Raw genomic sequence first — 21,921 nt, 5'->3', positions numbered from 1 at the left:
GGTGCACGGCGGTGCGGCGGTGCGGGGGTGCGGGGGTGCGGAGGTGACGGGGCGGATGCGGGCGGCCGGCCCGGGGCGGGCGGTTCAGCCCGAGGTGTCGAACACTTCGTCCCGGGTGGCGGCGAGCGCGCTCTCCAGCGCTCCGTGCAGGACGGGCCGCTCCCGTACCTGGCCGGGGACCAGCCGGGGCCGGGAGGGGGCCAGTTCGGTGAGCTCGGCCTCCAGCAGCGAGCGCAGCGGCTCGCCGCCCGCGCTGATCGCGGACCCGGACAGGACCACGATCTCCGGGTCCAGGACGGCGACGACCGAGGCGAGACCGGTGGCCAGCGCGGTGGCGTACGACTGGAGGAAGCGCAGGTGCGCCCCCTCGGGCGCGGCGGCGGCCTGCTCGAGCAGGGCGACGGCGGCGGCGACCTCCCGGCCGTACGGGGCTCCGGGCGCGGGGGTCTCCAACGGCTCGACGCCCAGGTCCGCGGCGAGCCGGGGCAGGCCCTCCACACCGGCGAGCTCCTGGTACCCGCCGGAGTTGGCCCGGGTGACCTCCCGGACCAGGGGGCGGCCCGGCACGGGGAGGAAGCCGACCTCGCCGGCGCCGCCGGTCCAGCCGCGGTGCAGCCGGCCGCCGAGCACCAGGGCGGCGCCGAGGCCCTCCTCGTTCCACAGCAGGACGAAGTCCTCGTGGCCGCGGGCCGCGCCGAGCCGCTGTTCGGCGACCGCGGCGAGGTTGACGTCGTTCTCGTACTCGACGGGCATCGGCAGCGCGGCCGCCAGGTCCTCCAGGAGCGTGGGGGAGTGCCAGCCGGGGAGGTGGCTGGCGTAGCGCAGCCGGCCGGTCTGCGGGTCGAAGGCACCCGGCGTGCCGATGACCACCCGGCGCAGGTCGGAGCGGTGCAGCCCGGCGGCCTTGACGGCGCCCCCGAGGGCCTCGGTCACCTGGTCGACGGCCTCCGCGCCCTCGGTGTAGGGGACCTCGTGGGTGGCGATCACCGTGCCGGTGATGTCGGCGACGGCTGCCAGCACACGTTCCGGGGTGACGTCGAGGCCGCCGACGTAGGCGGCCCGCGGGTTGATCGCGTAGAGCTGGGCGCTGGGGCCGGGGCGTCCGCCGTCCGTGCCGGTGGCCACGACGAGCCCGACCGCTTCCAGGCGGGCCAGCAGCTGGGAGGCGGTGGGCTTGGACAGTCCGGTCAGGTGCCCGATGCGGGTCCGGGACAGCGGGCCGTGCGCGAGCAGGAGTTCGAGTGCGGCCCGGTCGTTCATGGCGCGCAACAGGCTGGGCGTTCCGGGCGTGGCGGCGGGCATCGAGCGGCTCTCCCTCACCGAGGTGATCTGTTAGGTAAGTTTCCTATCACCTGTTGAACTGTGTCAATGCCGCTGCCCCGCAGGCTGTGTCATTTCACGTGTCATTTCACGGATGACCTGCGGGGCAGCGGGGGCGTGCGGGGCCCGTGCGGCGGGCGGTTACTTGGTGATCCGCGGGCCGGCCTGCGGCGGGATCGGGGTGGCGGCCAGCGACTGCGGTGAGGCCGGGTTCGCCAGTGCGGACGGCGCGGCGACCGAGGCGGACGGGTCGGCCGGGGCCTCCTCGTCCTCGTCGGCGGCCGGCATGCCGCCGATGATCCGGATGCCCGCGGCGTCGAAGGCCTCCTTGATCCGCCAGCGCAGCTCCCGCTCCACCGCGAACTGCTGGCCCGGCATGGTCTTGGCGGACACCTTCACGGTCATCGAGGCGAGCAGCACCTCGTCCAGACCCAGCACCTCGACCGGACCCCACAGGCGCTCGTCCCACGGGGACTCCTTGGCCATGGAGTCGGCGACACCCTGGACCACCTCGCGGATCCTGGACAGGTTCTCCGAGGGCTTGACCTGGACGTCGACGCCCGCGGTCGCCCAGCCCTGGCTGAGGTTGCCGATCCGCTTGATCTCGCCGTTGCGCACGTACCAGATCTCGCCGTTGTCCCCGCGGAGCTTGGTCACGCGCAGGCCGACCTCTATGACCTCGCCCGAGGCCACGCCCGCGTCGATCTTGTCGCCGACGCCGTACTGGTCCTCCATGATCATGAAGACGCCGGAGAGGAAGTCCGTCACCAGGTTCCGGGCGCCGAAACCGATCGCCACACCGGCCACACCGGCACTCGCCAGGAGCGGGGCCAGATCGATCTTCAGCGCGGCCAGGACCATCAGTGCGGCCGTACCGAGGATGAGGAACGAGGCGACCGACCGGAGCACCGAGCCGATCGCCTCCGAACGCTGGCGCCGCCGCTCGGCATTGACCAGCAGTCCACCCAGAGCGGTACCCTCCACCGCCTCGGCGCTGGTGTTCATCCGGGTTATGAGCTTGGTCAGGGCCTTGCGGACCACCGAGCGGATCACTGCGGCTATCACCACGATCAGCAGGATCCGCAGACCGATGCTCAGCCAGGTGGCCCAGTTCTGTTCGATGAAGCTGGCGGCCTCGGTGACGCTCTCCTGCGCCTCCTTGACCGATGCGGGCGCGTCCGGGACTTCGGCTGCCTGCGGCAGCAGAACGGCGGGCCAGGGCACGACGGGAACCTCCAGGTGTAGCGGTCTGCCCGCGGAACCGGTGGTGCCCCCGGACGGAACCGGGGGTATGAGGGGCAGGCCATCCACACTAACGGGGCAATCCCTTCACCTTGGTGCCGTGTTCGAGGGAGAGACCAGACTCACCCGGGGATGACTGACTGTGGTCGAAAACACCTCGGACCCGTTACGGGCGCGTGGTGGCGCTTCGACCAGCCGTAAGGAGAGACTGGAGAGCAGATCGTCCCGGCGCGAGCCACGCGCCGCCGGCGTACAAGGAGGCAGTCCGTGCCGCACGTCCTGGTCCTCAACGCGTCGTACGAGCCCCTCGGCGTCGTACCGCTCCGCCGCGCGCTCGTCCTCGTCCTGGAGAACAAAGCAGTCTCCTTGGAGGAATCCGGCGCCTATCTGCACAGCGCGACAAGGGTCGTCCCCGCGCCCAGCGTGGTACGGCTCAAGCGCTTCGTGCGGGTCCCCTACCGGGGGCCCGTTCCACTCACCCGGCGCGCACTGTTCGCGCGGGACGGCGGTCGCTGCATGTACTGCGGGGCCGTCGCCACCAGCGTCGACCACGTCATTCCGCGCAGCCGGGGCGGCCAGCACGCCTGGGACAACGTCGTCGCCGCGTGCCGCCGGTGCAACCACGTCAAGGCCGACCGGCACCTGCTGGAACTGGGTTGGCGCCTGCGGCACCAGCCGGCCCCGCCGTCCGGTCTGGCCTGGCGCATCATCGGTACGGGGCACCGGGATCCGCGGTGGATGCCGTACCTCCAGCCGTACGGGGCCGAGGACGCCCTGGAACGGATCGGGGTCGCCGCGTCATAGAGCCCGCGGGGCCGCCGGTCCCCCGCGGGGTTGCGCCCGCCCGGGACCGGCGGCGGGGTCACGGGGTGACCGCGTAGGCCTCCGCCGACCAGAGGGAGCAGCCGTACCGCGTCGCACGGGTTTCGCACGTGACCCGCAGGAAGCGGGTGCCCGGGGCGTCCAGCCGGAGCGACTCGTGGCCGCCCCGCGAGGCCGCGACGGATGCTGCCGGCCGCCAGGTCACGCCGTCCGCGGAGGTCTCCACCCGGTACGCCGAGGGGTACGCGTCCTGCCAGTGCAGCTCCAGCCGGCCCACCCGCGCCGCGGCGGGCAGCTCCGCCTGCCACCACGCACCGTCCACCGCCGGTGACGACCAGCGGGTGCTCGAGGAGCCGTCCACGGCCGCCGAGGCCGGGAAGTCCGGGGTCTCGTTCGCCGAGGAGGCCGCCCGCGCGGTCCGCAGCAGATCCGGGCCGCCGGTACGGGGCACCGCACGCACGGTGAGCACGCGCGACTCCCCGTCGAAGGTCACCGGCACCTGGTAGCTGCCCGGCGGGGTGTTCGCGGCGACGCTCACCTCCAGCGCGATCGACACCCGGCCGCCCCGCGGGACCACCGCGGTCTGCGGAAGGCGGACCTCGATGCCCGCCGGGGGCTGCGCCGAAAGCGGGCCGCGGACCTCGCCGGGGCCGAGGGCCGACAGCTGCGCCGTGACCCGCTGCGCGGCGCCGCCGGTCTCGGCGTCGGTCGCGGCCCCGTCCATCAGCTCGAAGCGGGCCCGCGGGCCGTCCCCGAACCACGGCACCACCTGATGCACCGTGGGCGCGGACTCGGCCCCGGCCCAGGACAGGCGCACCCCGTCCGCGTTCAGCCCGGCCGTCTCCACCTGGGTCCAGCCCGAGGCCGCGGCGTCGGCGACCTTGCGCCAGCCCTCACCGGGCACGTGCACCTCCACCACGGCGCCCCGCGCCCCCGCCGGGAGCGGGTCGGTCATCACCGTCACCGCCGACACCGGGCGCGCCGCGTCCAGCCGTACGGTCCAGGCCTCGGCCTCCTTCGTCACCGTGCCGGCCTTGCGGGCGACCCCGGTCCAGGCGTCGGCCTCTGCCGCCGCCTTCGCCAGGAAGGGGTCCAGGACCGCCTTGTCCACCCGGGCCGTCCCCGGCTCGGCCAGCGCCTCGCGCGCCTCGGCCAGCGCCCGGGAGGCCTGCCAGGCGGCCGCCCCGTCCCCGCGGGCCTGGGCCTGCAGGACGTCCACCGCCAGCTCGCCCGCCGTCCCGTAGCGCGACAGGCGCTCCAGCCAGGGGCCCGCCTCGTCCGACAGGGCCGGGAGCCGCTCCGGGGCCTCGCGCAGCACGGTGAACGCCTTGCGCAGCGCGGTCCCGGCCGCCGGATCTCCCGCGGCGCGAGCCTTCCAGAACTGTTCGACCAGCGGCTTCAGATACGCGGACTCCTCCTGCTTGAGCCCGGACGACGCGGTGTTCCCGGCCAGCGCCGCCAGCGCCTCCCGCGTGCGCGGGTCGCCGCCCGCCAGCTCGCGCACCGCCGCCGCCCAGGACTCCCCGGCCCGGTAACCGCGCGGGTTCCACGCGAAGTCCGCCGCCGTGAAGACCGGGATCCGCGACAGCGTGCCCTGCGACATCGCGTTGGCCAGCAGCGCCGCCGAACCGCCCGCCACCGCCGGCTCGCGGCCCGCGTAGGGGCCGAGGAAGATGCGGCCCGGGTCCCAGTCGTTCACCGGGTAGTTGTCCATGGTGATCAGCGGGCGCCCGAAGGCGGAGCGCGCCCCGGCCAGTTCCTTGCCCGTGATCGTGCGGGGCACCACGCCCACGCCCGTCCAGGCCACCTCCACCCGCGGGTCCAGCGCGCCCGCCAGGGCCGTCCGGTAGGTGGTGGCGCCCTCCTGGTAGTACTCCGTCGGCAGCAGTGACAGCGCGGGCGCCCCCGGATACCGGGCGGCCAGGTGCGCCGCCAGTGCGCCCGCGACCTCCGCGTGCGCCTTCGCGGCCGCCGCCGGGCCCTTCCCATACCGCTCCCGGTCGGCCCGGCAGCCCCACTCCGTGTAGCTGACGTCCTGGAACTGCACCTGGAAGGCGCGGAAGCCGAGGTCCCACATCGCGTCCAGCTTGCGTGCGAGCGCCGCCCGGTCGGCCTCCGAGGACAGGCACATCGACTGCCCGGGGGTCACCGCCCAGGCCAGGACGATCCGGTTCGCCCGGGCCCGTTCGGCCAGCGCGCGGAACTCCTCCTGCTGCTCCTGCGGGTAGTCCTGGCGCCAGCCCGTCGTGCGGTACGTGTCGTCGCCCGACGCGAGCAGCAGCCGGTTCTGCTTGGTACGGCCCATGAAGTCCAGCTGCGCGAGGCGCTGTTCCCGGGTCCACGGCTGTCCGTAGAAGCCCTCGGTGATCCCGCGCACCGGCGCGGCCGGCCAGTCGCGCACCAGTACCCCGGGCACCTTCCCGCCGCCCGCGGCGAGGAGTTGCCGCAGCGTCTGCGCCGCGTGGAACAGCCCTTCGTCCCCGACGCCGGCCAGCGCGATCGTGTCCCGGCCGCCGGGCCGTCCCACGGCCAGCCGGTAGCCCCCGCCGGGCATGTCGCCCGGCGCGGCCGCGCCCAGGGCCCGCAGCGCCTCCTCGGCGCCCGCGTCCTGGAGCCGTACGAGGGTGCCCCGCGGGGGCAGCGGTGCTCCGGGGGCCGGCTCGTGGACGGTCCGTACGCCGGCCGCGCGCAGGGCGTCCCGGACCACCTTGACGGCGTACGGATCGGCGTCGGCCGCAGCGACCAGGACGGCCTCGGAGCCCAGGGGCAGCTCGCGCTTCGGATCGGCGGCCATCGACTGCGGCCGCGGCCAGACGGCGGGACCCTCGGAGGCCGCCCGGGGAGTGTCGGCCCCGGGGTCGAGCGGGGCCCCGGCGGCGGTGCCCGCGGGAGTGGTGGTGTTGGGGGCGGACCCCGGGGCGGATCCGGGGGCCGGAGTGCGCGCCGGTCCGTCCGGCGCGGAGGGTCCCGCGAGCGCCGCGGGTGGCCCGGCGGACACGGCGCCGCCCAGCAGCGAGCCGATGACCGCCACGGCGGCGGCGGTGGTCCGCCTCCTGCCCCTGAGCTGCACAGAGCCTCCCGATCGCGAGACGTCACCCACTCGTACGAATGAACCCGAGCCCACCATCCGTGCGGCTGGAGTGTCAATGCGAGTGGGTGATCTGACCCGGATATGCCAGGAATGCGGTGCCTCCGAGTGGGTATGGACGCGGTGTTCCCCGGCGGCGTCCGACCTCTGTGCACCACTGTTCTGACACATCCTCATGCCCTCATGCCCGCACGCACGAAGGAGCGCCCGCAGATGGACGACCTGGCCCGGCTCGCCGCCCAGTACGGCGTCGCCACCGACTACCGGCCCGCCGCCGACGTCACCGTCCCGGTTCCGGAGACCACCGTCAGGGCGGTCCTCGGCCTGCTGGGGGTGGTCACCGACGACGCGTCGAGCATCCGGGTGTGCGCCGAGGCCGCCGCGCGGGAGGCGGCCGGGCGGCTGCTGCCGCCCACGGTGGTCCTCTGGCAGGGGGAGCCCGTGGCATCGGAGCCCGCCGGGCTGCCGCCCGGCACCCGGGTGCGGGTGGTGGAGGAGGAGACGGGCGAGGTGCTCCTGTGGGGCCCCGGGCTGCCCCTCGGCGTCCACCGGCTCACCGCCGAGGCCACCGACGGGCGCACGGCGGAGGCCACCCTGGTCGTGGCTCCCGAGCGGGCCCCGGCCGCGCCCGAGCGGGCCCACGGGCTGCTCGTCCAGCTCTACTCCCTGCTCTCCGAACGCTCCTGGGGCATGGGCGACCTCGGCGACCTCGCGGAACTGGCCCGCTGGGCGGGCCGTACCCACGGCGCCGGGTTCATCCAGGTCAACCCGCTGCACGCGGCCGTGCCCGGGGCCCCGACCGACCCCTCCCCCTACCGGCCCTCCTCGCGGCGCTTCCCGGATCCGGTGCACCTGCGGATCGAGGACGTCCCCGAACACGCCGACTGCCCCGACCGCAGGGCCCTCGACGAGCTCGCCGCGCGCGGCGGGGAACTGCGCCGCCAGGTCCTGGAGAAGGGCGCGCTGATCGACCGGGACGCCGTCTGGGAACTCAAGCGGTCCGCCCTGGAGCTGCTGTACGCCGTCCCGCGCACACCCGAACGCGAAGCCGCCTACGGGGAGTTCCGCGCGGCACAGGGCCCCTCGCTGGACACCCACGCGGCCTGGTGCGCGGCCGCGGCCGGCGAGGACCCCCGGACGCGGGCCGACTTCCACCGCTGGCTGGTCTGGCTGACGGACACCCAGCTCGCGGCCGCCCAGCAGGCGGCCCGGGCGGCCGGCATGGCCGTGGGCATCGTGCACGACCTCGCCGTCGGGGTGCACCCGGAGGGCTCGGACGCGGGGACCGGCTCCTGCCACGCCCGGAACATCTCGGTCGGGGCCCCGCCGGACGCCTTCAACGCCCGCGGCCAGGACTGGGGCCTGCCGCCGTGGCGCCCGGACGTGCTGGCCGCCACCGGCTACGCCCCCTTCAGGTCCCTGCTGCGCGGGGTGTTCCGCTATGCGGGCGCCCTGCGGATCGACCACGTGATGGGCCTGTTCCGGCTCTGGTGGATCCCGGAGGGGACCCCGCCCGCGGACGGCGCGTACGTCAGCTACGACGGCGAGGCCATGCTGGCGATCCTGGTCCTGGAGGCCCACCGCGCGGGCGCGCTCGTCATCGGCGAGGACCTCGGGACGGTGGAGCCGCGGGTCCGTCAGGAGCTGGCCCGGCGCGGGGTGCTCGGCACCTCGGTGCTCTGGTTCGAGCGGGACTGGGACGGCAGCGGGAGCCCGCTGGCCCCGCAGGCCTGGCGGGCCGACTGCCTGGCCACCGTCACCACCCACGATCTGCCGCCCACGGCCGCCAAGCTCGCCGGCGGCCATGTGGAACTGCGCGACCGGCTCGGCCTGCTGACCCGCCCGGCCGAGCTGGAGCGGGCCCAGGACGCCGCGGACACCGCCGAGTGGCTGGAGCTGCTGGACGGGCTGGGGCTGGACACCAAGGGCGAGGAGGCGGCCGTAAGGGCCCTGTACGCCTTCCTGCTGCGCACGCCCGCGCGGCTGGTCGGCGTGTGGCTGCCGGACGCGGTGGGGGACCGGCGGCCGCAGAACCTGCCCGGTACGTGGGACCAGTACCCCAATTGGCGGCTGCCGGTCGCCGATGCCGGGGGGCGGCCGCTGACGCTGGAGGAGCTGATCTCCTCGCCGCGGGCGAACGCCCTGCTGAGCGCGGTGGGGGAGGGCGCACGACCTCGTACGGCACCCCCGGGCGCGCGCCCCGTTTAGGTGTTCGCTACGTTTGCACCGTGGACAAGAAGAACGCTCTGCGCGCCGGCGCCGTCACGGCCGGAACCGCGCTGATGATGCTGCTGATGACGTCTCCCGCCCTCGCGCTCACCCGCGACGACGGTGACGACCCGGGTCCGGGCCTGAGCGTCGGCGAGACGGTCGGCCTGTACGTGGCCCTGCCCATCGTGATTTTCCTGGTCATCATCGGTCTCGTGATGGCCCTCGACAAGTCGTCGGACCGGAAGCCGAAGCAGGCCTGATCCGGTCCGGCCCCACGGGGCCGGGACCAGCAGACATTTCCCGGGCGCCGGGGGTCCGCACCGCCGTATCGAATCGGCCGTGCGACGCCCCCCGGCGCCTTGTCGTGTCCTCAGACGCCGGCCAGCAGCCGGCGGAGCAGACCGGTGAGCACGGCGACCTCTTCGTCGGTCAGCCCGGTGAGCGCGGAGCGCTGTACCTCCAGGCCCGCGCCGACGGCCTCGTCGATGAGCGCGAGGCCACGGTCGGTGACCGTCACCTGGAGCCCCCGCCGGTCGTGCGGATCGGGCTTGCGCACGAGCAGTCCGGCCTTCTCCAGCTTGTCCAGACGCCCGGTCATGCCGCCCGTGGTGAGCATGAGGGTGGCCGAGAGCTGGCGGGGCGAGAGGGTGTAGGGCTCGCCCGACCTGCGCAGTGTGGCCACCACGTCGAACTCGCCGCGTGAGATGCCGAAGCGCGCGTAGCACTCCTCCATCGCGTCGCCCATGGCCCTGGCGATCCGGTAGATGCGTCCGAAGACGGCCATCGGCGCCGTTTCCAGGTCGGGGCGCACGGCGAACCACTGGGCCGTGATCGCGTCCACCGCGTCCTTGTCGTCACTCATGGCTGCAGTATCCGGCTTCCCTGAGATCGTTCGCAAAAAAGTTGCTTGCCACTAAGTAGCTTAGCGGTAAGCTACTTAGTGGCAACCGAGTCCGGGGGAGAGGTCATGGCGTTGTTCGGGGGAAAGACGGCTGGATCAGGGGAAGCGAAGGTCGCGGGGGAGCGGTCGCTGCTCCTCGGAATCGGCATCAGCGCGGTCGGGATCGGAATGTACATCCCCTTCTCGCTGGTCTTCTTCCACCACGTCACGGGCCTCTCCCTCACCCTCGTCGGCCTGGTCATGACCGTCACCGGACTGGCCGGGCTGGCGCTCATGCCGCTGGCCGGCTCGGCCGTCGACCGGTTCGGCGCCAAGAGGGTCAACCTGGTGCTCCATGCGACACGGGCGCTCGGCTTCGCCCTCTACCCCTTCGCGACCTCCCTGCCCGCCTTCGCGGCCGTCGCCCTCGTCACCGCATTCGCCGACCGCTCCTTCGGCGTCGTCCAGCAGTCCCTGATGGGCGAGGTGGCACGGGGCGCCGCCCGCGACCGGCTCCAGGCATCCACCCGGGCCCTGCAGAACGCCGGGATGGGCGCGGGCGCCCTGCTCGTCTCCGGAGTGCTGGCACTGTGGGGCACCGGCGGGTTCACCTACACCGCCTGGGGCAACTCCCTCGCCTTCGCGCTCGCCGGACTGCTCGTCAGCCGGGTCCGGGCGGTCCGCACGGCAGGGGCGGCAGGGGCGGCCGGCGCCGAGCCCGTCGGCCCGGTGGGGTACCGGACGGTCCTGCGCGACCGCCCCTTCCTCGGGCTCACCGCCGCCAACTTCCTCACCGCACTGGGCTATTGCGCCCTCTCCGTCCTCTTCCCGCTCTACCTCTCCACCTGGCTGAAGGCCCCCGACTCCCTCACCGGAGCGGCCTTCACCGTCAACACCGTCCTGTGCGCCGGGATCGGCGTGCTGATCGCCGGCCGGGTCCGCCGCTCCGGCGCCCGCCGCACCCGCTCCGCCGCACTCGGCGCCCTGCTCTTCGCCGCCGCCTTCGCCGGGCAGATCGTGCTCGGCACCCTGCGACCCGGCCGGACCGTCACCCTGATCGCCCTGCTGGTCATCGTCGTCGTCTACACCCTCGGCGAACTCGTGCACAGCCCCTCCGGCGGCGCCCTGTCGGTCTCCGCCGCCCCCGAGCCTGTCCGTGGCCGCTACCTGGCCACCTACCAGCTGTCCTACTCGCTGGCCGGCGCGCTCGCCCCCTCCCTCTTCACCGCCCTGCTCGCCGTCGACGGCCGCCTGCCCTGGGCCGTCCTGGCCGTCGCCGCGACCGGCGCAGCCCTGGCGCTGCTCCGGCTGGAGCGGCATCTGCCGGCCGAGGCCGTGCACGCCGAGCCGCCGCCGGCCGCCGAGGCCGTCACCGGGCCGGTCCCGGTGACCTCCGCCGCCTGAGCCCGCCCCACCAGCTTCCACCCGACCGAGGAGCCACCCGCCATGAAGCGTTTAGCCACCGTCGCCCTGACCGCGCTCGCCCCCATCTCCTGGGGCTCGACCTACGCGGTGGCCACCGAGCTGCTGCCGCCCGACCGGCCGCTGTTCACCGGCGTCATGCGGGCCCTGCCCGCGGGGCTGCTGCTGACCGCCCTGGCCCGTACCCTCCCCAAGGGCCAGTGGTGGTGGAAGTCCGCCGTCCTCGGCATCCTCAACATCGGCGCCTTCTTCCCGCTGCTGTTCCTCTCCGCCTACCGGCTCCCCGGCGGCGTCGCGGCCGTACTGGGCGCCGCCGGCCCGCTGTTCGTCGTAGGACTGGCCGCACTCCTCCTCGGGGAGCGGGCGAGCCTGCGCACCGTGCTCGCCGCCGTGGTCGGGGCGTTCGGCGTCAGCATGGTCGTCCTCACGGCGGAGGCCGGGCTGGACGCGGTCGGCGTCGTCGCCGGTGTGATCTCCTCCGCCTCCATGGGCGCAGGTACCGTCATGACCAAGCGCTGGGGCCGCCCCGAAGGCGTCGGCCCGCTGGCGATGACCGGCTGGCAGCTCACCGCGGGCGGACTGTTCATCATCCCGGTCGCCGCCCTCGTCGAAGGGGCCCCGCCCGCCCTCGACGGCAAGGCCTTCCTCGGCTACGGGTACATGATGCTGATCAACACCGGCATCGCGTACTGGCTGTGGTTCCGCGGCATCGGAGCCCTCAGCGCCACCTCGGTCACCCTGCTCGGCCCGCTGTCCCCGCTCACCGCCGCCGTCATCGGCTGGGCCGCCCTCGGGCAGGCGCTGTCGCCCGTACAGCTCGTGGGCATGGCGATCGCCTTCGGGGCCACCGTCGCCGGCCAGCTGGCGGTCGCCCGCACCACGCAACCGTTCAGTTCTACTGAAAAGAACGATCAGAACATTTCGATAGACCTGACGGATGAGAGGGTGCGACGGTAGACCGCACGAAGGACCCGCCGCAACCCCGAGGAGCAGACCCACAGTGGCCGTCATGGACCGCGTCCGTACCGTCTCGCAAGCCAGGCCCGGCAGCACGGGGAAGAAGGGTGCCGCCGGGCTCGGCGTACTCCTCGCCCTGCTCGCGACGGTCGTCTGGTCCGGCAGCTTCGTCGCCACCCGGGGCATGGCCGAGACCGTACCGCCCGTCCAGGCCGTCTTCTGGCGCTGGATCATCGCTCTGCTCGCCGTCGCCCCCTTCGCCGCCCGCCAGGCCTGGCAGCAGCGGGCCCTGATCCGGCGGCACCTCGGGTACATCGCCCTCGCCACGCTGTTCGGCGTCACCCTCTACAACACGCTCGTGCACCAGGCCGGACTGACCACATCCGCCTCCAACATGGGCATGATCATGGCGGCCTCGCCCGTCATCATGGCGCTCTACGCCCGCATCGGCGGCGAACGGCTCGGCACGCGGCGGGCCTTCGGCATCCTGCTCGCCGCCCTCGGCGTGCTGCTGCTCGTCGGCGACGGCTCCATCGGCTTCGACTTCGGAGCCGGCGACCTGTGGATGTTCGGCGCCGCCCTCTCCTTCGCCACGTACAGCGCCCTGCTCAAGCGCAAGCCCGCAGAACTCGGCGGCCTGGCCTTCCTGATCACCACCTTCGTGCTCGGCGCGCTGATGCTGGCACCTGCCTACGCCGTCTCCGTCGCCGTCCAGGGCGGCTTCGCGGTCAACGCCGGAACGGTCGGACCGCTGCTGTACGTCGGGGTGTTCTCCTCGGCCGTCGCCTTCTTCGCCTGGAACAGGGCCGTCTCGATGATCGGGGCGGCCCGCGCGGGAGTCGTCTACTACCTCCAGCCGGTGTGCGTGGCCGGCCTCGGCCTCCTGCTCCTGGGCGAGCGGACCGGACCGGCGCAGCTGCTCTGCATGGCGCTGATCCTCGGAGGGGTCGGGCTGGGGAGTGCCCGGCGGTAGGTTCGGTCCCATGACCGAGTGGGACATCAAGAAGCTGCGGATCCTGCGCACCCTCGCCGAACGGGGGACCGTGACCCGGACGGCCGAGGCGCTGCACATGACGCCCTCGGCCGTTTCGCAGCAACTGACGAACCTGGCCCGGCAACTGGGCGTGGTGCTGCTCGAGGCCGAGGGCCGCCGGGTGCGGCTCACCGACGCGGCCCACCTGGTCCTGCGGCACACGGAGGCGGTGTTCGCCCAGCTGGAGCGGGCCGACGCGGAACTGGCCGGATACCTCGCCGGGGACGCGGGTGAGGTACGGGTGGGCGCCTTCTCCACCGCGGTACCGGCGCTCGTGGTCCCGGCGGTGGCCGCGCTGAGGCGGGCCCACCCCGGGGTGGAGGTCCGGGTCCGGGAGACGGAGGCCGCGGAGTCGTACGAGCTCCTGTCGGCCGGCGGCGTGGACCTCGCGCTGTCGCTCGCGGCCCACGCACCGACCGCGCGGGACCCCCGGTTCACGCGGGTGGCGCTCCTGGAGGACCCCCTGGACGTGGCGCTCCCGCCGGGCCATCCACGGGCGGACGCGGCCGATCTGCGGCTGGCGGACCTCTCCGGCGACCCGTGGATCTACGGCGGCAGCGGTCCCTGGTCGGAGATCGCCCGGTCCGCCTGCGAAGCCGCGGGCTTCGTCCCGGAACAGGCGCACTCGGCGTCAGGCTGGACGGCGATCCTGGCCATGGTCGAGGCGGGGATGGGCGTGGCCCTGGTGCCCCGGATGGTGTCGAGCCGGGCCTCGGGCGGAACGGTGCGGGTCCTGGCCCACGACCGCCCGACCCGCCACGTGATCGCGGCGGTCCGCCGGGGCGCCGAATCCGCACCCGCACTGGCGCACGTCCTCGCCGCCCTGCGCGAGGCGGCCTCGGCCCGGCGGTAGCAGCTTCCGGGCTCCGCCCGGACCCGGTCCTCAAACGCCGGGCGGGCTGAAAATCCAGCCCGCCGGCGTTCGAGGCGCGGGGTCCGGGGCGGAGCCCCGGCTACGGTGCGAGCCGTCAGGCCTGAGCGGCAGCGGCGTCCGCGGCCTGGGCCTTCAGCGCGCGCTCGACGCCCGCGCGGGACTCCGAGACCAGGCGGCGCAGGGCCGCGTTCGGCTCGGCCGAGGCCAGCCACGCGTCCGTCGCGTCCAGGGTCTCCTGCGAGACCTGCAGCGCCGGGTAGAGGCCCACCGCGATCTGCTGGGCGATCTCGTGGCTGCGGGTCTCCCACACGTTCTTGACCGCCGAGAAGAACTTCTCGGTGTACGGGGCCAGCAGCTCGCGCTGGTCGGTCTGGACGAAGCCGCCGATCACGGCCTCCTGCACCGCGTTCGGCAGGTCGCCGGACTCCACCACCGAGGCCCACGCCTCGGCCTTGGCCTCCGCCGTCGGGCGCGCCGCACGGGCGGTCGCCGCGTGGCGCTCGCCGGCCGCCGTGGCGTCCCGCAGCAGCTCGGCCGCGATGGCCGGCTCCCCGGCGACGCCCGTCGCGACGAGCCGCTCCAGGAACGTCCACCGCAGCTCGGTGTCGACGGCCAGGCCCTCGATCTCCGCCGCACCGTCGAGCAGCGCCGACAGGTAGGTGAGCTGCCCCTCGGTGCGGGCGGTGGCCGCGAACGCCCGCGCCCACGCCAGCTGGTGGTCCCCGGCCGGCTCCGCGCCGCGCAGCTGCTCCAGGGTGGCCTCGGTCCAGGCCGCCAGGCCCTGCTCCCGCCACGCCGGGTCGGCGTAGAGGTCGATGGCCAGCTTCACCTGACGGTGCAGCGACTGGACGACGCCGATGTCGGACTCCTTGCCGATGCCCGAGAGGACCAGCGCCAGGTAGTCGCGGGTGGCGAGCTCGCCGTCACGCGTCATGTCCCAGGCCGAGGCCCAGCACAGGGCGCGCGGCAGGGACTCCGTGAAGTCGCCGATGTGCGCGGTGACCGTGGCGAGGGACTCCTCGTCCAGGCGGACCTTCGCGTAGGACAGGTCGTCGTCGTTCAGCAGGAAGACCGCCGGGCGCGTGCGGCCGACCAGCTCCGGCACCGTGGTCAGCGCGCCGTCGATGTCCAGCTCGATCCGGTCGGTGCGCACGAGGGCGCCGTCCTGGAGCTCGTACAGGCCGACCGCGATGCGGTGCGGGCGCAGCGTGGACTGGCCCTTGGCGCCGGCGGGCAGCGCGGGCGCCTCCTGGCGGATGCCGAAGGCAGTGATCACGCCGTTCGCGTCGGTGGTGACCTCCGGGCGCAGGATGTTGATGCCGGCCGTCTCCAGCCACGCCTTGGACCAGGCCGTCAGGTCGCGGCCGGAGGTCTCCTCCAGGGCGCCCAGCAGGTCGGACAGGCGCGTGTTGCCGAACGCGTGCGCCTTGAAGTACGCCTGCACGCCCTTGAAGAAGGCGTCCATGCCGACGTAGGCCACGAGCTGCTTGAGCACCGAGGCGCCCTTGGCGTACGTGATGCCGTCGAAGTTGACCATGACGTCGTCGAGGTCACGGATGTCCGCCATGATCGGGTGCGTGGACGGCAGCTGGTCCTGCCGGTACGCCCAGGTCTTCATGGAGTTGGCGAAGGTGGTCCACGCGTGCGGCCACTTCGAGCCCTCCGCGTACGCCTGGCAGGCGATCGACGTGTACGTCGCGAACGACTCGTTCAGCCACAGGTCGTTCCACCACTCCATGGTGACCAGGTCGCCGAACCACATGTGCGCGAGCTCGTGGAGGATGGTCTCCGCGCGCACCTCGTACGCCGCGTCCGTCACCTTCGAGCGGAAGACGTACTGGTCTCGGATGGTGACGGCGCCCGCGTTCTCCATGGCTCCCGCGTTGAACTCCGGGACGAAGAGCTGGTCGTACTTGGCGAAGGGGTAGTCGTAGGCGAACTTCTCCTGGAACCAGTCGAAGCCCTGCCGGGTGACGTCGAAGATCGCGTCCGCGTCGAGGAACTCGGCGAGCGAGGGGCGGCAGTAGATGCCGAGCGGTACGGACTGGCCGTCCGGGCCCTCGTAGGAGCTGTGCACCGCGTGGTACGGACCGACGATCAGGGCCGTGATGTACGAGGAGATGCGCGGCGTCGGCTCGAAGCGCCAGACGTTGTCCTTGACGTCCGCGGCCTCGGGGGTCGGGGAGTTCGAGATGACCGTCCAGCCCTCGGGGGCCGTCACGGTGAACTGGAACGTGGCCTTCAGGTCGGGCTGCTCGAAGCTGGCGAAGACCCGCCGCGCGTCCGGCACCTCGAACTGGGTGTAGAGATAGGCCTGCTGGTCGACCGGGTCCACGAAGCGGTGGAGACCCTCACCCGTGTTCGTGTACGCGCAGTCCGCGACGACGCGGAGCTCGTTGGCCCCGGCCTCCAGGGCGCTCAGGGCGATCCGGGAGTCCTGGAAGACCGCCGCGACGTCCAGCGACTTGCCGTTGAGGACGACCTCGTGCACGGCCGGAGCGACCAGGTCGATGAAGGTCTCCGCCCCAGCCTCGGCCGACTGGAAGCGCACGGTGGTCACGGACGGGTAGCTGCCACCCTCCTGTGCGCCGCTGAGATCGAGTTCGATCTCGTAGGAGTCGACGGTGAGCAGCTTTGCCCGCTGCTGAGCCTCTTCACGGGTGAGATTCGTGCCTGGCACGCGTTCATCTCCTTCGATGGTGACGTTGCCCGGCCATCCTGCCATCCGGACAGCATCACTGCCTCGGACTAATCCACGGGCGAACGCGACGTCGTATTCCCGCCGGACACCGGACGGCCGCCGCGCCACGCTGGTTGCCATGACCAGTGCATACCGGGCCAGGCCCATCGAGGAGGCGGCGCTCAAGGAGCTCCGCGTGCAGGACGACGCGGGACGCGGCCCCGTCCCGTACACCGACGGAGAGGGCGGGGCGCCGCTGCGGTGCTGCCTGCGCACCAGTGAGGCGGGGGAGCGGATCGCGCTCGTCTCCTACGCGCCGCTGCGCCGCTGGGCGGCGCGGACCGGGGCCGATCCCGGCGCCTACGACGAGCAGGGGCCCGTCTTCATCCACGCCGAGGACTGCGCGGGCCCCGTGGGGGGCGGTGGCCACCCCTTCGCCCGGGCAGGGGTGCAGCGCACCGCCCGGCGGTACGACGCCCGTGGGCACATCCTCGGCGGGCGGGTCCTGGACCTCGGGGAGGACCCCGACGGGGTGATCGAGCAGGCCCTCGCCGAGGCCTTCGCCGATCCCGCCGTGGCCCTCGTTCACCTGCGCTTCGCCGAGTTCGGCTGCTTCCAGTTCGAGGTGCGCAGGACCTGACGTGCCAGGAGGGCGGGCGCCCCGGGGCGCCCGCCCTCCTCGTCGTACGCCCGCGGGATCAGCCGCGCAGCTCCTCGGCCACGAGCTCGGCGATCTGCACCGCGTTCAGGGCCGCGCCCTTGCGGAGGTTGTCGTTCGACAGGAACAGCGCGAGGCCGTTGTCCACGGTCTCGTCGGAGCGGATGCGGCCCACGTACGAGGCGTCCTTGCCCGCCGCCTGCAGGGGGGTCGGGATCTCCGAGAGCTCGACGCCCGGGGCGTCCTTCAGCAGCTCGTACGCGCGCTCGACGCTGAGGGGGTTCGTGAAGCGGGCGTTGACCTGGAGGGAGTGGCCGGAGAAGACCGGCACGCGCACGCAGGTGCCCGAGACCTTGAGCTCCGGGATCTCCAGGATCTTGCGGGACTCGTTGCGGAGCTTCTGCTCCTCGTCGGTCTCGAAGGAGCCGTCGTCGACCAGGTTGCCGGCGAGCGGGATCACGTTGTAGGCGATCGGGCGCTTGTAGACGGCCGGCTCCGGGAAGTCCACCGCGCCGCCGTCGAAGGTCAGCTGGTCGGCGGCCTCGGCGACCGCGCAGGCCTGGCCCTTGAGCTCGGCCACACCGGAGAGGCCCGAGCCGGAGACGGCCTGGTAGGTGGTGGCGATCAGCGCGGTCAGGCCGGCTTCCTCGTGCAGGGGGCGCAGCACCGGCATCGCGGCCATGGTGGTGCAGTTCGGGTTCGCGATGATGCCCTTGGGGCGGTTCTTGATCGCGTGCGGGTTGACCTCGGAGACCACGAGGGGGACCTCCGGGTCGCCGCGCCAGGCGGAGGAGTTGTCGATCACGACGGCGCCCTGGGAGGCGACCTTCTCGGCCAGCGCGCGGGAGGTGGCGCCGCCGGCGGAGAACAGCACGATGTCCAGGCCCGCGTAGTCGGCCGTGGAGGCGTCCTCGATGGTGATCTCCCGGCCCTCCCACTCGAGGGTGGAGCCCGCGGAACGGGCCGAGGCGAACAGCCGCAGCTCGTCCACCGGGAACTTCCGCTCGGCGAGGATGCCGCGCATGACTCCGCCGACCTGTCCGGTGGCTCCGACGATTCCGACCCTCACGGTGACTCCTTTTGGTACGTACGACGCGGGCGCGCGTGGAGCCATCATGCGTTCGACCCCACGAGCCTTGTCCAATCCATTGTCCGAGGAACGGACGGTGTCCCGATCGTGAACCCCCGTGTCGGGTTCGTGGCGGGCGTGTTGCAGAGCCCCTGAACACGCGTTTTGCCTGGTCGGAGGCGGTTGGCGGCCGGTCTGCCGGGTCCGTTTTCCGGACATGCCCGACCGCAGAACGAACCATCCGATGCGCGGGACTCGGGAAAGGCCCGAGGGGGCGGCGCTCGTCAGAGCGCCGCCCCCTCGGGTTTCGTACTGCGGGGTCCTACGGGAGGACCTTCTCGATCTGCACGCTGCCGGTGCCGGCGGCGGTGCCGCGGGCGTTCAGCAGCTGGACCTGGCCGAAGAACTGACGGCCCTCGGGGGCCGCGCTGCTGACCAGGACGTTCGCCGAGACCTGCGCGGTGGCGCCGGTGGCGAGGTTCACCGCGGCGGCCTCGTCGACCTGGACGGAGCCCAGGGCGGCCGAGAAGAACACGTCGCGGTAGTCGTACGTGGTGGAACCGGACGGGATCGCGTAGCCGATCACCTTGACGGTGTAGGTGCCCGCGGCCGGGTTCACCAGGCTCACGGCCTCCTCGGAGTCGCCGTCGGCGGCCGAGCCGACCTTGATGCCGTCCTTGTAGACCTCGAGGTCGAGGTCGGCGGCGGTGTCGGACACCTTGCCGATCGAGACGTCGAGGCGCGAGGTGCCCGCGGGGACCGCGATCTCGGTGGTGTGGGTCTCACCGTTCGCGAGGGTCGGCTTGGCGACCTTCGCGGAGCCGAGCGGACCGCCCTGGAGCTTGCCGCCGGTGATGGCCGCGCCGGCGTTCTTGATGCTCCACTGGACCGGTGCGGGGGTGCCCTGCTTCACCTCGGGCAGGACCTTGACCGCGGGGTCGAAGGCCGCGCCGAGCACGGAGACGTCCAGCTTGAACGGGTTGTCCAGGACCGGCGACGTACGACGGGCCTCGACCTCGATCTCCCAGACGCCCGGCGTCGGCTCGGGGTACGAGCGCACGTCGGGGCGGCAGGTGTTGGCCGGGTTGTCGTAGTTCGGGTAGCAGTTGGTCGTGGCCGTCGGGTCGACCGGCACGCCGTAGGGGTGGATCGCGATGAAGCGCGTCTGGGCGCCCGCCGCGAGACCGCCGAGGGCGACCTCCAGGCTCTTGGCGCCCGGCGGCACCGTCACGAAGTACGACTTGTGGCTGTTGCGCTGCACGGTGGAGGACTGCGACAGAGCGAACGACGGCGCGGCCAGGGGGGCGGAAGCCACGACGGTCGTCAGGATCTGCTTGTCGATGCCCTCGGTGGTCTCGTCGTCCAGCTGCAGGATGCCGCTGTGGACGCCGGCCGACTTGGCGTTGGCCTCGACCTTGATGGTGACGGGCTTGTTCAGCGGCAGGGTGACGTAGTCGTAGCCGCCGACGACCTTGAAGGTGCCGTCGTTGTTGCGCCAGCTCAGGTCGTGCCGGGTGCCGTACTTGACGCCCGTGGTGCGGGTGACGACGACGTTGTAGACCTTCTTCTGGTTGACCTTGAGGCCACCCTCGCGGTCGTACAGGCCGGTGCCGGAGCCCGGGGTCTTCAGGAACTGGTCGATCGCGGTGTCGACCGGCGCCTGGACGGTGAACTCGTTGGCCTTGGCGTCGCGCTGGATGGACTCCCACGCACCGGGGACGTTGATCAGACCCGAACCCTGCGCGTGCGCGGGGACGTTGTCGATCTTCTTGGCGGCCGTGGTGAGCGCGACCCGCAGGGAGGCCGGCGTCAGCTTGATGTTGTGCTGCTTGGCGGCCGAGATCAGCAGGGCGCTGGCGCCCGCGGCCTGCGGCGAGGCCATCGAGGTGCCCTGGAGCATGCCGTAACCGGCCGGCAGGGTGTAGCCGGCCTCCTTCACCGGGGCGCCGGGCAGCCAGGTCTGGATGGTGTTGATGGCCGCGCCGGGGGCGCTGATGGTCGGCGTGAAGCCGCCGTCCTCACGCGGACCGCGCGAGGAGAAGGGGAACATGTTGTACTTCGTGCTCACACCGGAGCCGTAGTTGGCGGCCCAGGTCTCCTTGGAGACCGAGGCACCCACGGAGATGACCTTGTCCGCGAGGGCGGGGTCGCCGATGGTGTTGACGCCCGGGCCCGAGTTGCCGGCCGAGATGACCAGCTGGACGCCGTAGGTGTCGATGAGGTTCTTGTAGAGCTCGGAGCGCGCGTTGTTGCCGTCGTTCAGCGCCGGCAGGCCACCGATGGACATGTTCACGATGTCCACACCGCGGTTGACGACGAGGTCGATCATGCCCTCGGTCAGCGCGATGTTGGTGCAGCCGCCGGACCAGGAGCAGGCGCGCGAGGAGACGAGCTTGGCGCCGGGCGCCTCGCCGTTCATCTTGCCGCCGAAGAGGCTGTTGGCGGCGGTGATACCGGCGACGTGCGTGCCGTGCTCGGACTCGATGATGCCGATGTTGACGAAGTCGGCCTTCTTGCCGACCCAGTCCCCGCCGAGCGGGTCCATCGGGACGTCCTTGCGGATCTCGATCACGAACGGGATGCGCTCGGCGACGTCGGTCGCCGGGTTGTCCGTGCCGAAGTAGCCGATCTGGTAGCCGTCCTTGTACGGCTTCATCGGCTCGTTGTTGGTGAAGTCGCCGTCCTGGTCGGTGTCGACGCGGACGGTGCCGGCGGCGGCGTCGTAGAGCATGCCGAACCGGTCGGTGGTGTCCCCGTCCCGGTTGACGTCGCCCGCCATGTCACCGGTGGCGGTGATCGACTCGCTGAAGCGGCTCCACTGGAAGCTGCCCTCGGGGGCCTTCCAGCTCTGGCCGCCCGCGGTGAAGGCGCCGCCGCTGGAGGTGACCGGGGTGATCTGCGGGCGCCAGGTGGCGTCGCTGTCGGTGATCGGGTCGGTGGCCGTCACCCAGTCGACGATCTTGCGCTCGCCGGTCGTGGTCTTCTGCAGGGCCGGGTGGCCGAGGTCGACACCCGAGTCCATGATGCCGATGGTCACGCCGCGGCCGTCGGCCTGCGGGTTGTCCTTGACGAAGTCGACCGCGCCGGTCTCGAAGGACGGGTTGTACGGGTTCTTCGCCGGGGTGTTCTTGTCCGGCGCCGCGTACGTCTCGGCGGCGGTCTTCTTCACCGTGCCGCTCTCGCGGTCCGCGTCGGGGCGCGGGTCCGGCAGCTGGATCTCGTGCCGCAGGTCGATCCCGTGCACCGAGGACAGCTTGGCGGCCGCCTTCAGCGCGGCCTCGGCCTGGGCGGTGGGCAGGGTGGCGCGCACGTAACCGAGGTTGTCGTACGTCCGGCCCACCGAGGCGCCCTGGACGGCATCGAGCTGATCGGCCACCTGCTTGGTCTGGCCGGGAGCGGTCGCGACCATGACGGTGACGTTCGCGTCACCCTTGGCCTTGGCCTGCTGAAGCAGCTCGGCGTCGGCCGAACCGAGCTTCTGGTCTGCGGACTTGACCGCGGGCGAGGTGCCCGGGGTGTCCGCGCCGGTCGCCGCGAGGACGGGCCCGGCGCCGGTGGCCGCGAGGGCGGCGACCAGGCCGGCCGCGGCCGCGACGCGCGCGACGCGTCTGGCCCCGGATATGGAGCTGGGGGATTCGAGGGTCATCAGCATCCCTGGTAAGTGA

General features: G+C 72.9%; 15 protein-coding genes. 8 read left to right on the top strand and 7 right to left on the bottom strand.

Annotated elements, in window-relative coordinates; genetic code table 11:
* Positions 1-84 precede the first annotated feature (84 nt).
* Positions 85-1,302, bottom strand: a complete 1,218-nt coding sequence (locus OG753_RS16310; RefSeq protein WP_327262501.1) for an ROK family transcriptional regulator — start codon at positions 1,300-1,302, stop codon at positions 85-87.
* A gap of 159 nt (positions 1,303-1,461) precedes the next feature.
* Positions 1,462-2,544: a mechanosensitive ion channel family protein gene (locus OG753_RS16305; protein WP_327262500.1), complete on the bottom strand. Its 1,083-nt coding sequence runs from the start codon at positions 2,542-2,544 to the stop codon at positions 1,462-1,464.
* A gap of 285 nt (positions 2,545-2,829) precedes the next feature.
* On the opposite strand from OG753_RS16305, the gene OG753_RS16300 reads away from it, so the two are divergent.
* Positions 2,830-3,366 (top strand): HNH endonuclease, encoded by a 537-nt coding sequence (locus OG753_RS16300; protein ID WP_189737015.1) that lies wholly within the window; start codon positions 2,830-2,832, stop codon positions 3,364-3,366.
* A 58-nt stretch (positions 3,367-3,424) separates the two neighbouring features.
* Here the strand turns inward: OG753_RS16300 and OG753_RS16295 are convergent, their stop codons facing one another.
* Positions 3,425-6,454: a beta-N-acetylglucosaminidase domain-containing protein gene (locus OG753_RS16295; RefSeq protein ID WP_405788915.1), complete on the bottom strand. Its 3,030-nt coding sequence runs from the start codon at positions 6,452-6,454 to the stop codon at positions 3,425-3,427.
* A 201-nt stretch (positions 6,455-6,655) separates the two neighbouring features.
* Here OG753_RS16295 and OG753_RS16290 point away from each other — a divergent pair, with 201 nt between their 5' ends.
* Together OG753_RS16290 and OG753_RS16285 are read left to right on the top strand one after the other, a co-directional pair.
* A complete protein-coding gene (locus tag OG753_RS16290; RefSeq protein WP_405788913.1) occupies positions 6,656-8,680 on the top strand; it encodes a 4-alpha-glucanotransferase in 2,025 nt (674 codons plus the stop codon).
* Between the two features lie 20 nt (positions 8,681-8,700).
* Positions 8,701-8,943 (top strand): hypothetical protein, encoded by a 243-nt coding sequence (locus OG753_RS16285; protein ID WP_327262497.1) that lies wholly within the window; start codon positions 8,701-8,703, stop codon positions 8,941-8,943.
* A 110-nt stretch (positions 8,944-9,053) separates the two neighbouring features.
* Here OG753_RS16285 and OG753_RS16280 read toward each other — a convergent pair whose 3' ends face one another.
* Positions 9,054-9,545: a MarR family transcriptional regulator gene (locus OG753_RS16280; protein WP_327262496.1), complete on the bottom strand. Its 492-nt coding sequence runs from the start codon at positions 9,543-9,545 to the stop codon at positions 9,054-9,056.
* A gap of 105 nt (positions 9,546-9,650) precedes the next feature.
* Here OG753_RS16280 and OG753_RS16275 point away from each other — a divergent pair, with 105 nt between their 5' ends.
* From OG753_RS16275 to OG753_RS16260, 4 genes are read left to right on the top strand one after another with little or no spacing between them, the layout of a single operon-like run.
* Entirely contained in the window at positions 9,651-10,967 is a 1,317-nt protein-coding gene (locus OG753_RS16275; protein ID WP_327262495.1) for an MFS transporter, read from the top strand.
* A gap of 42 nt (positions 10,968-11,009) precedes the next feature.
* A complete protein-coding gene (locus tag OG753_RS16270; protein ID WP_327262494.1) occupies positions 11,010-11,942 on the top strand; it encodes an EamA family transporter in 933 nt (310 codons plus the stop codon).
* Positions 11,943-11,994: 52 nt separating this feature from the next.
* Positions 11,995-12,915: an EamA family transporter gene (locus OG753_RS16265; protein WP_327262493.1), complete on the top strand. Its 921-nt coding sequence runs from the start codon at positions 11,995-11,997 to the stop codon at positions 12,913-12,915.
* A 10-nt stretch (positions 12,916-12,925) separates the two neighbouring features.
* Positions 12,926-13,828 carry a LysR family transcriptional regulator gene (locus OG753_RS16260; protein WP_327262492.1) on the top strand — a complete coding sequence of 301 codons (903 nt, stop codon included), beginning with the start codon at positions 12,926-12,928 and terminating at the stop codon, positions 13,826-13,828.
* Positions 13,829-13,943: 115 nt separating this feature from the next.
* On the opposite strand, the gene pepN is transcribed toward OG753_RS16260, so the two are convergent.
* Positions 13,944-16,529 carry an aminopeptidase N gene (pepN, locus tag OG753_RS16255; protein WP_327262491.1) on the bottom strand — a complete coding sequence of 862 codons (2,586 nt, stop codon included), beginning with the start codon at positions 16,527-16,529 and terminating at the stop codon, positions 13,944-13,946.
* 139 nt (positions 16,530-16,668) lie between these two features.
* Here pepN and OG753_RS16250 point away from each other — a divergent pair, with 139 nt between their 5' ends.
* On the top strand, positions 16,669-17,169 hold the full coding sequence (locus OG753_RS16250; protein WP_405788910.1) for a DUF1203 domain-containing protein: 501 nt from the start codon (positions 16,669-16,671) through the stop codon (positions 17,167-17,169).
* A 58-nt stretch (positions 17,170-17,227) separates the two neighbouring features.
* Here the strand turns inward: OG753_RS16250 and OG753_RS16245 are convergent, their stop codons facing one another.
* On the bottom strand, positions 17,228-18,256 hold the full coding sequence (locus OG753_RS16245; protein ID WP_327262489.1) for an aspartate-semialdehyde dehydrogenase: 1,029 nt from the start codon (positions 18,254-18,256) through the stop codon (positions 17,228-17,230).
* A 322-nt stretch (positions 18,257-18,578) separates the two neighbouring features.
* Positions 18,579-21,902, bottom strand: a complete 3,324-nt coding sequence (locus OG753_RS16240; RefSeq protein WP_405788909.1) for a S8 family serine peptidase — start codon at positions 21,900-21,902, stop codon at positions 18,579-18,581.
* Between the last annotated feature and the right edge of the window lie 19 nt (positions 21,903-21,921).

Origin of the sequence: Streptomyces sp. NBC_00029, assembly GCF_045160505.1 — a bacterium.
Lineage (GTDB): Bacteria > Actinomycetota > Actinomycetes > Streptomycetales > Streptomycetaceae > Streptomyces.
This window is presented reverse-complemented; position numbering and strand designations above follow the sequence as displayed.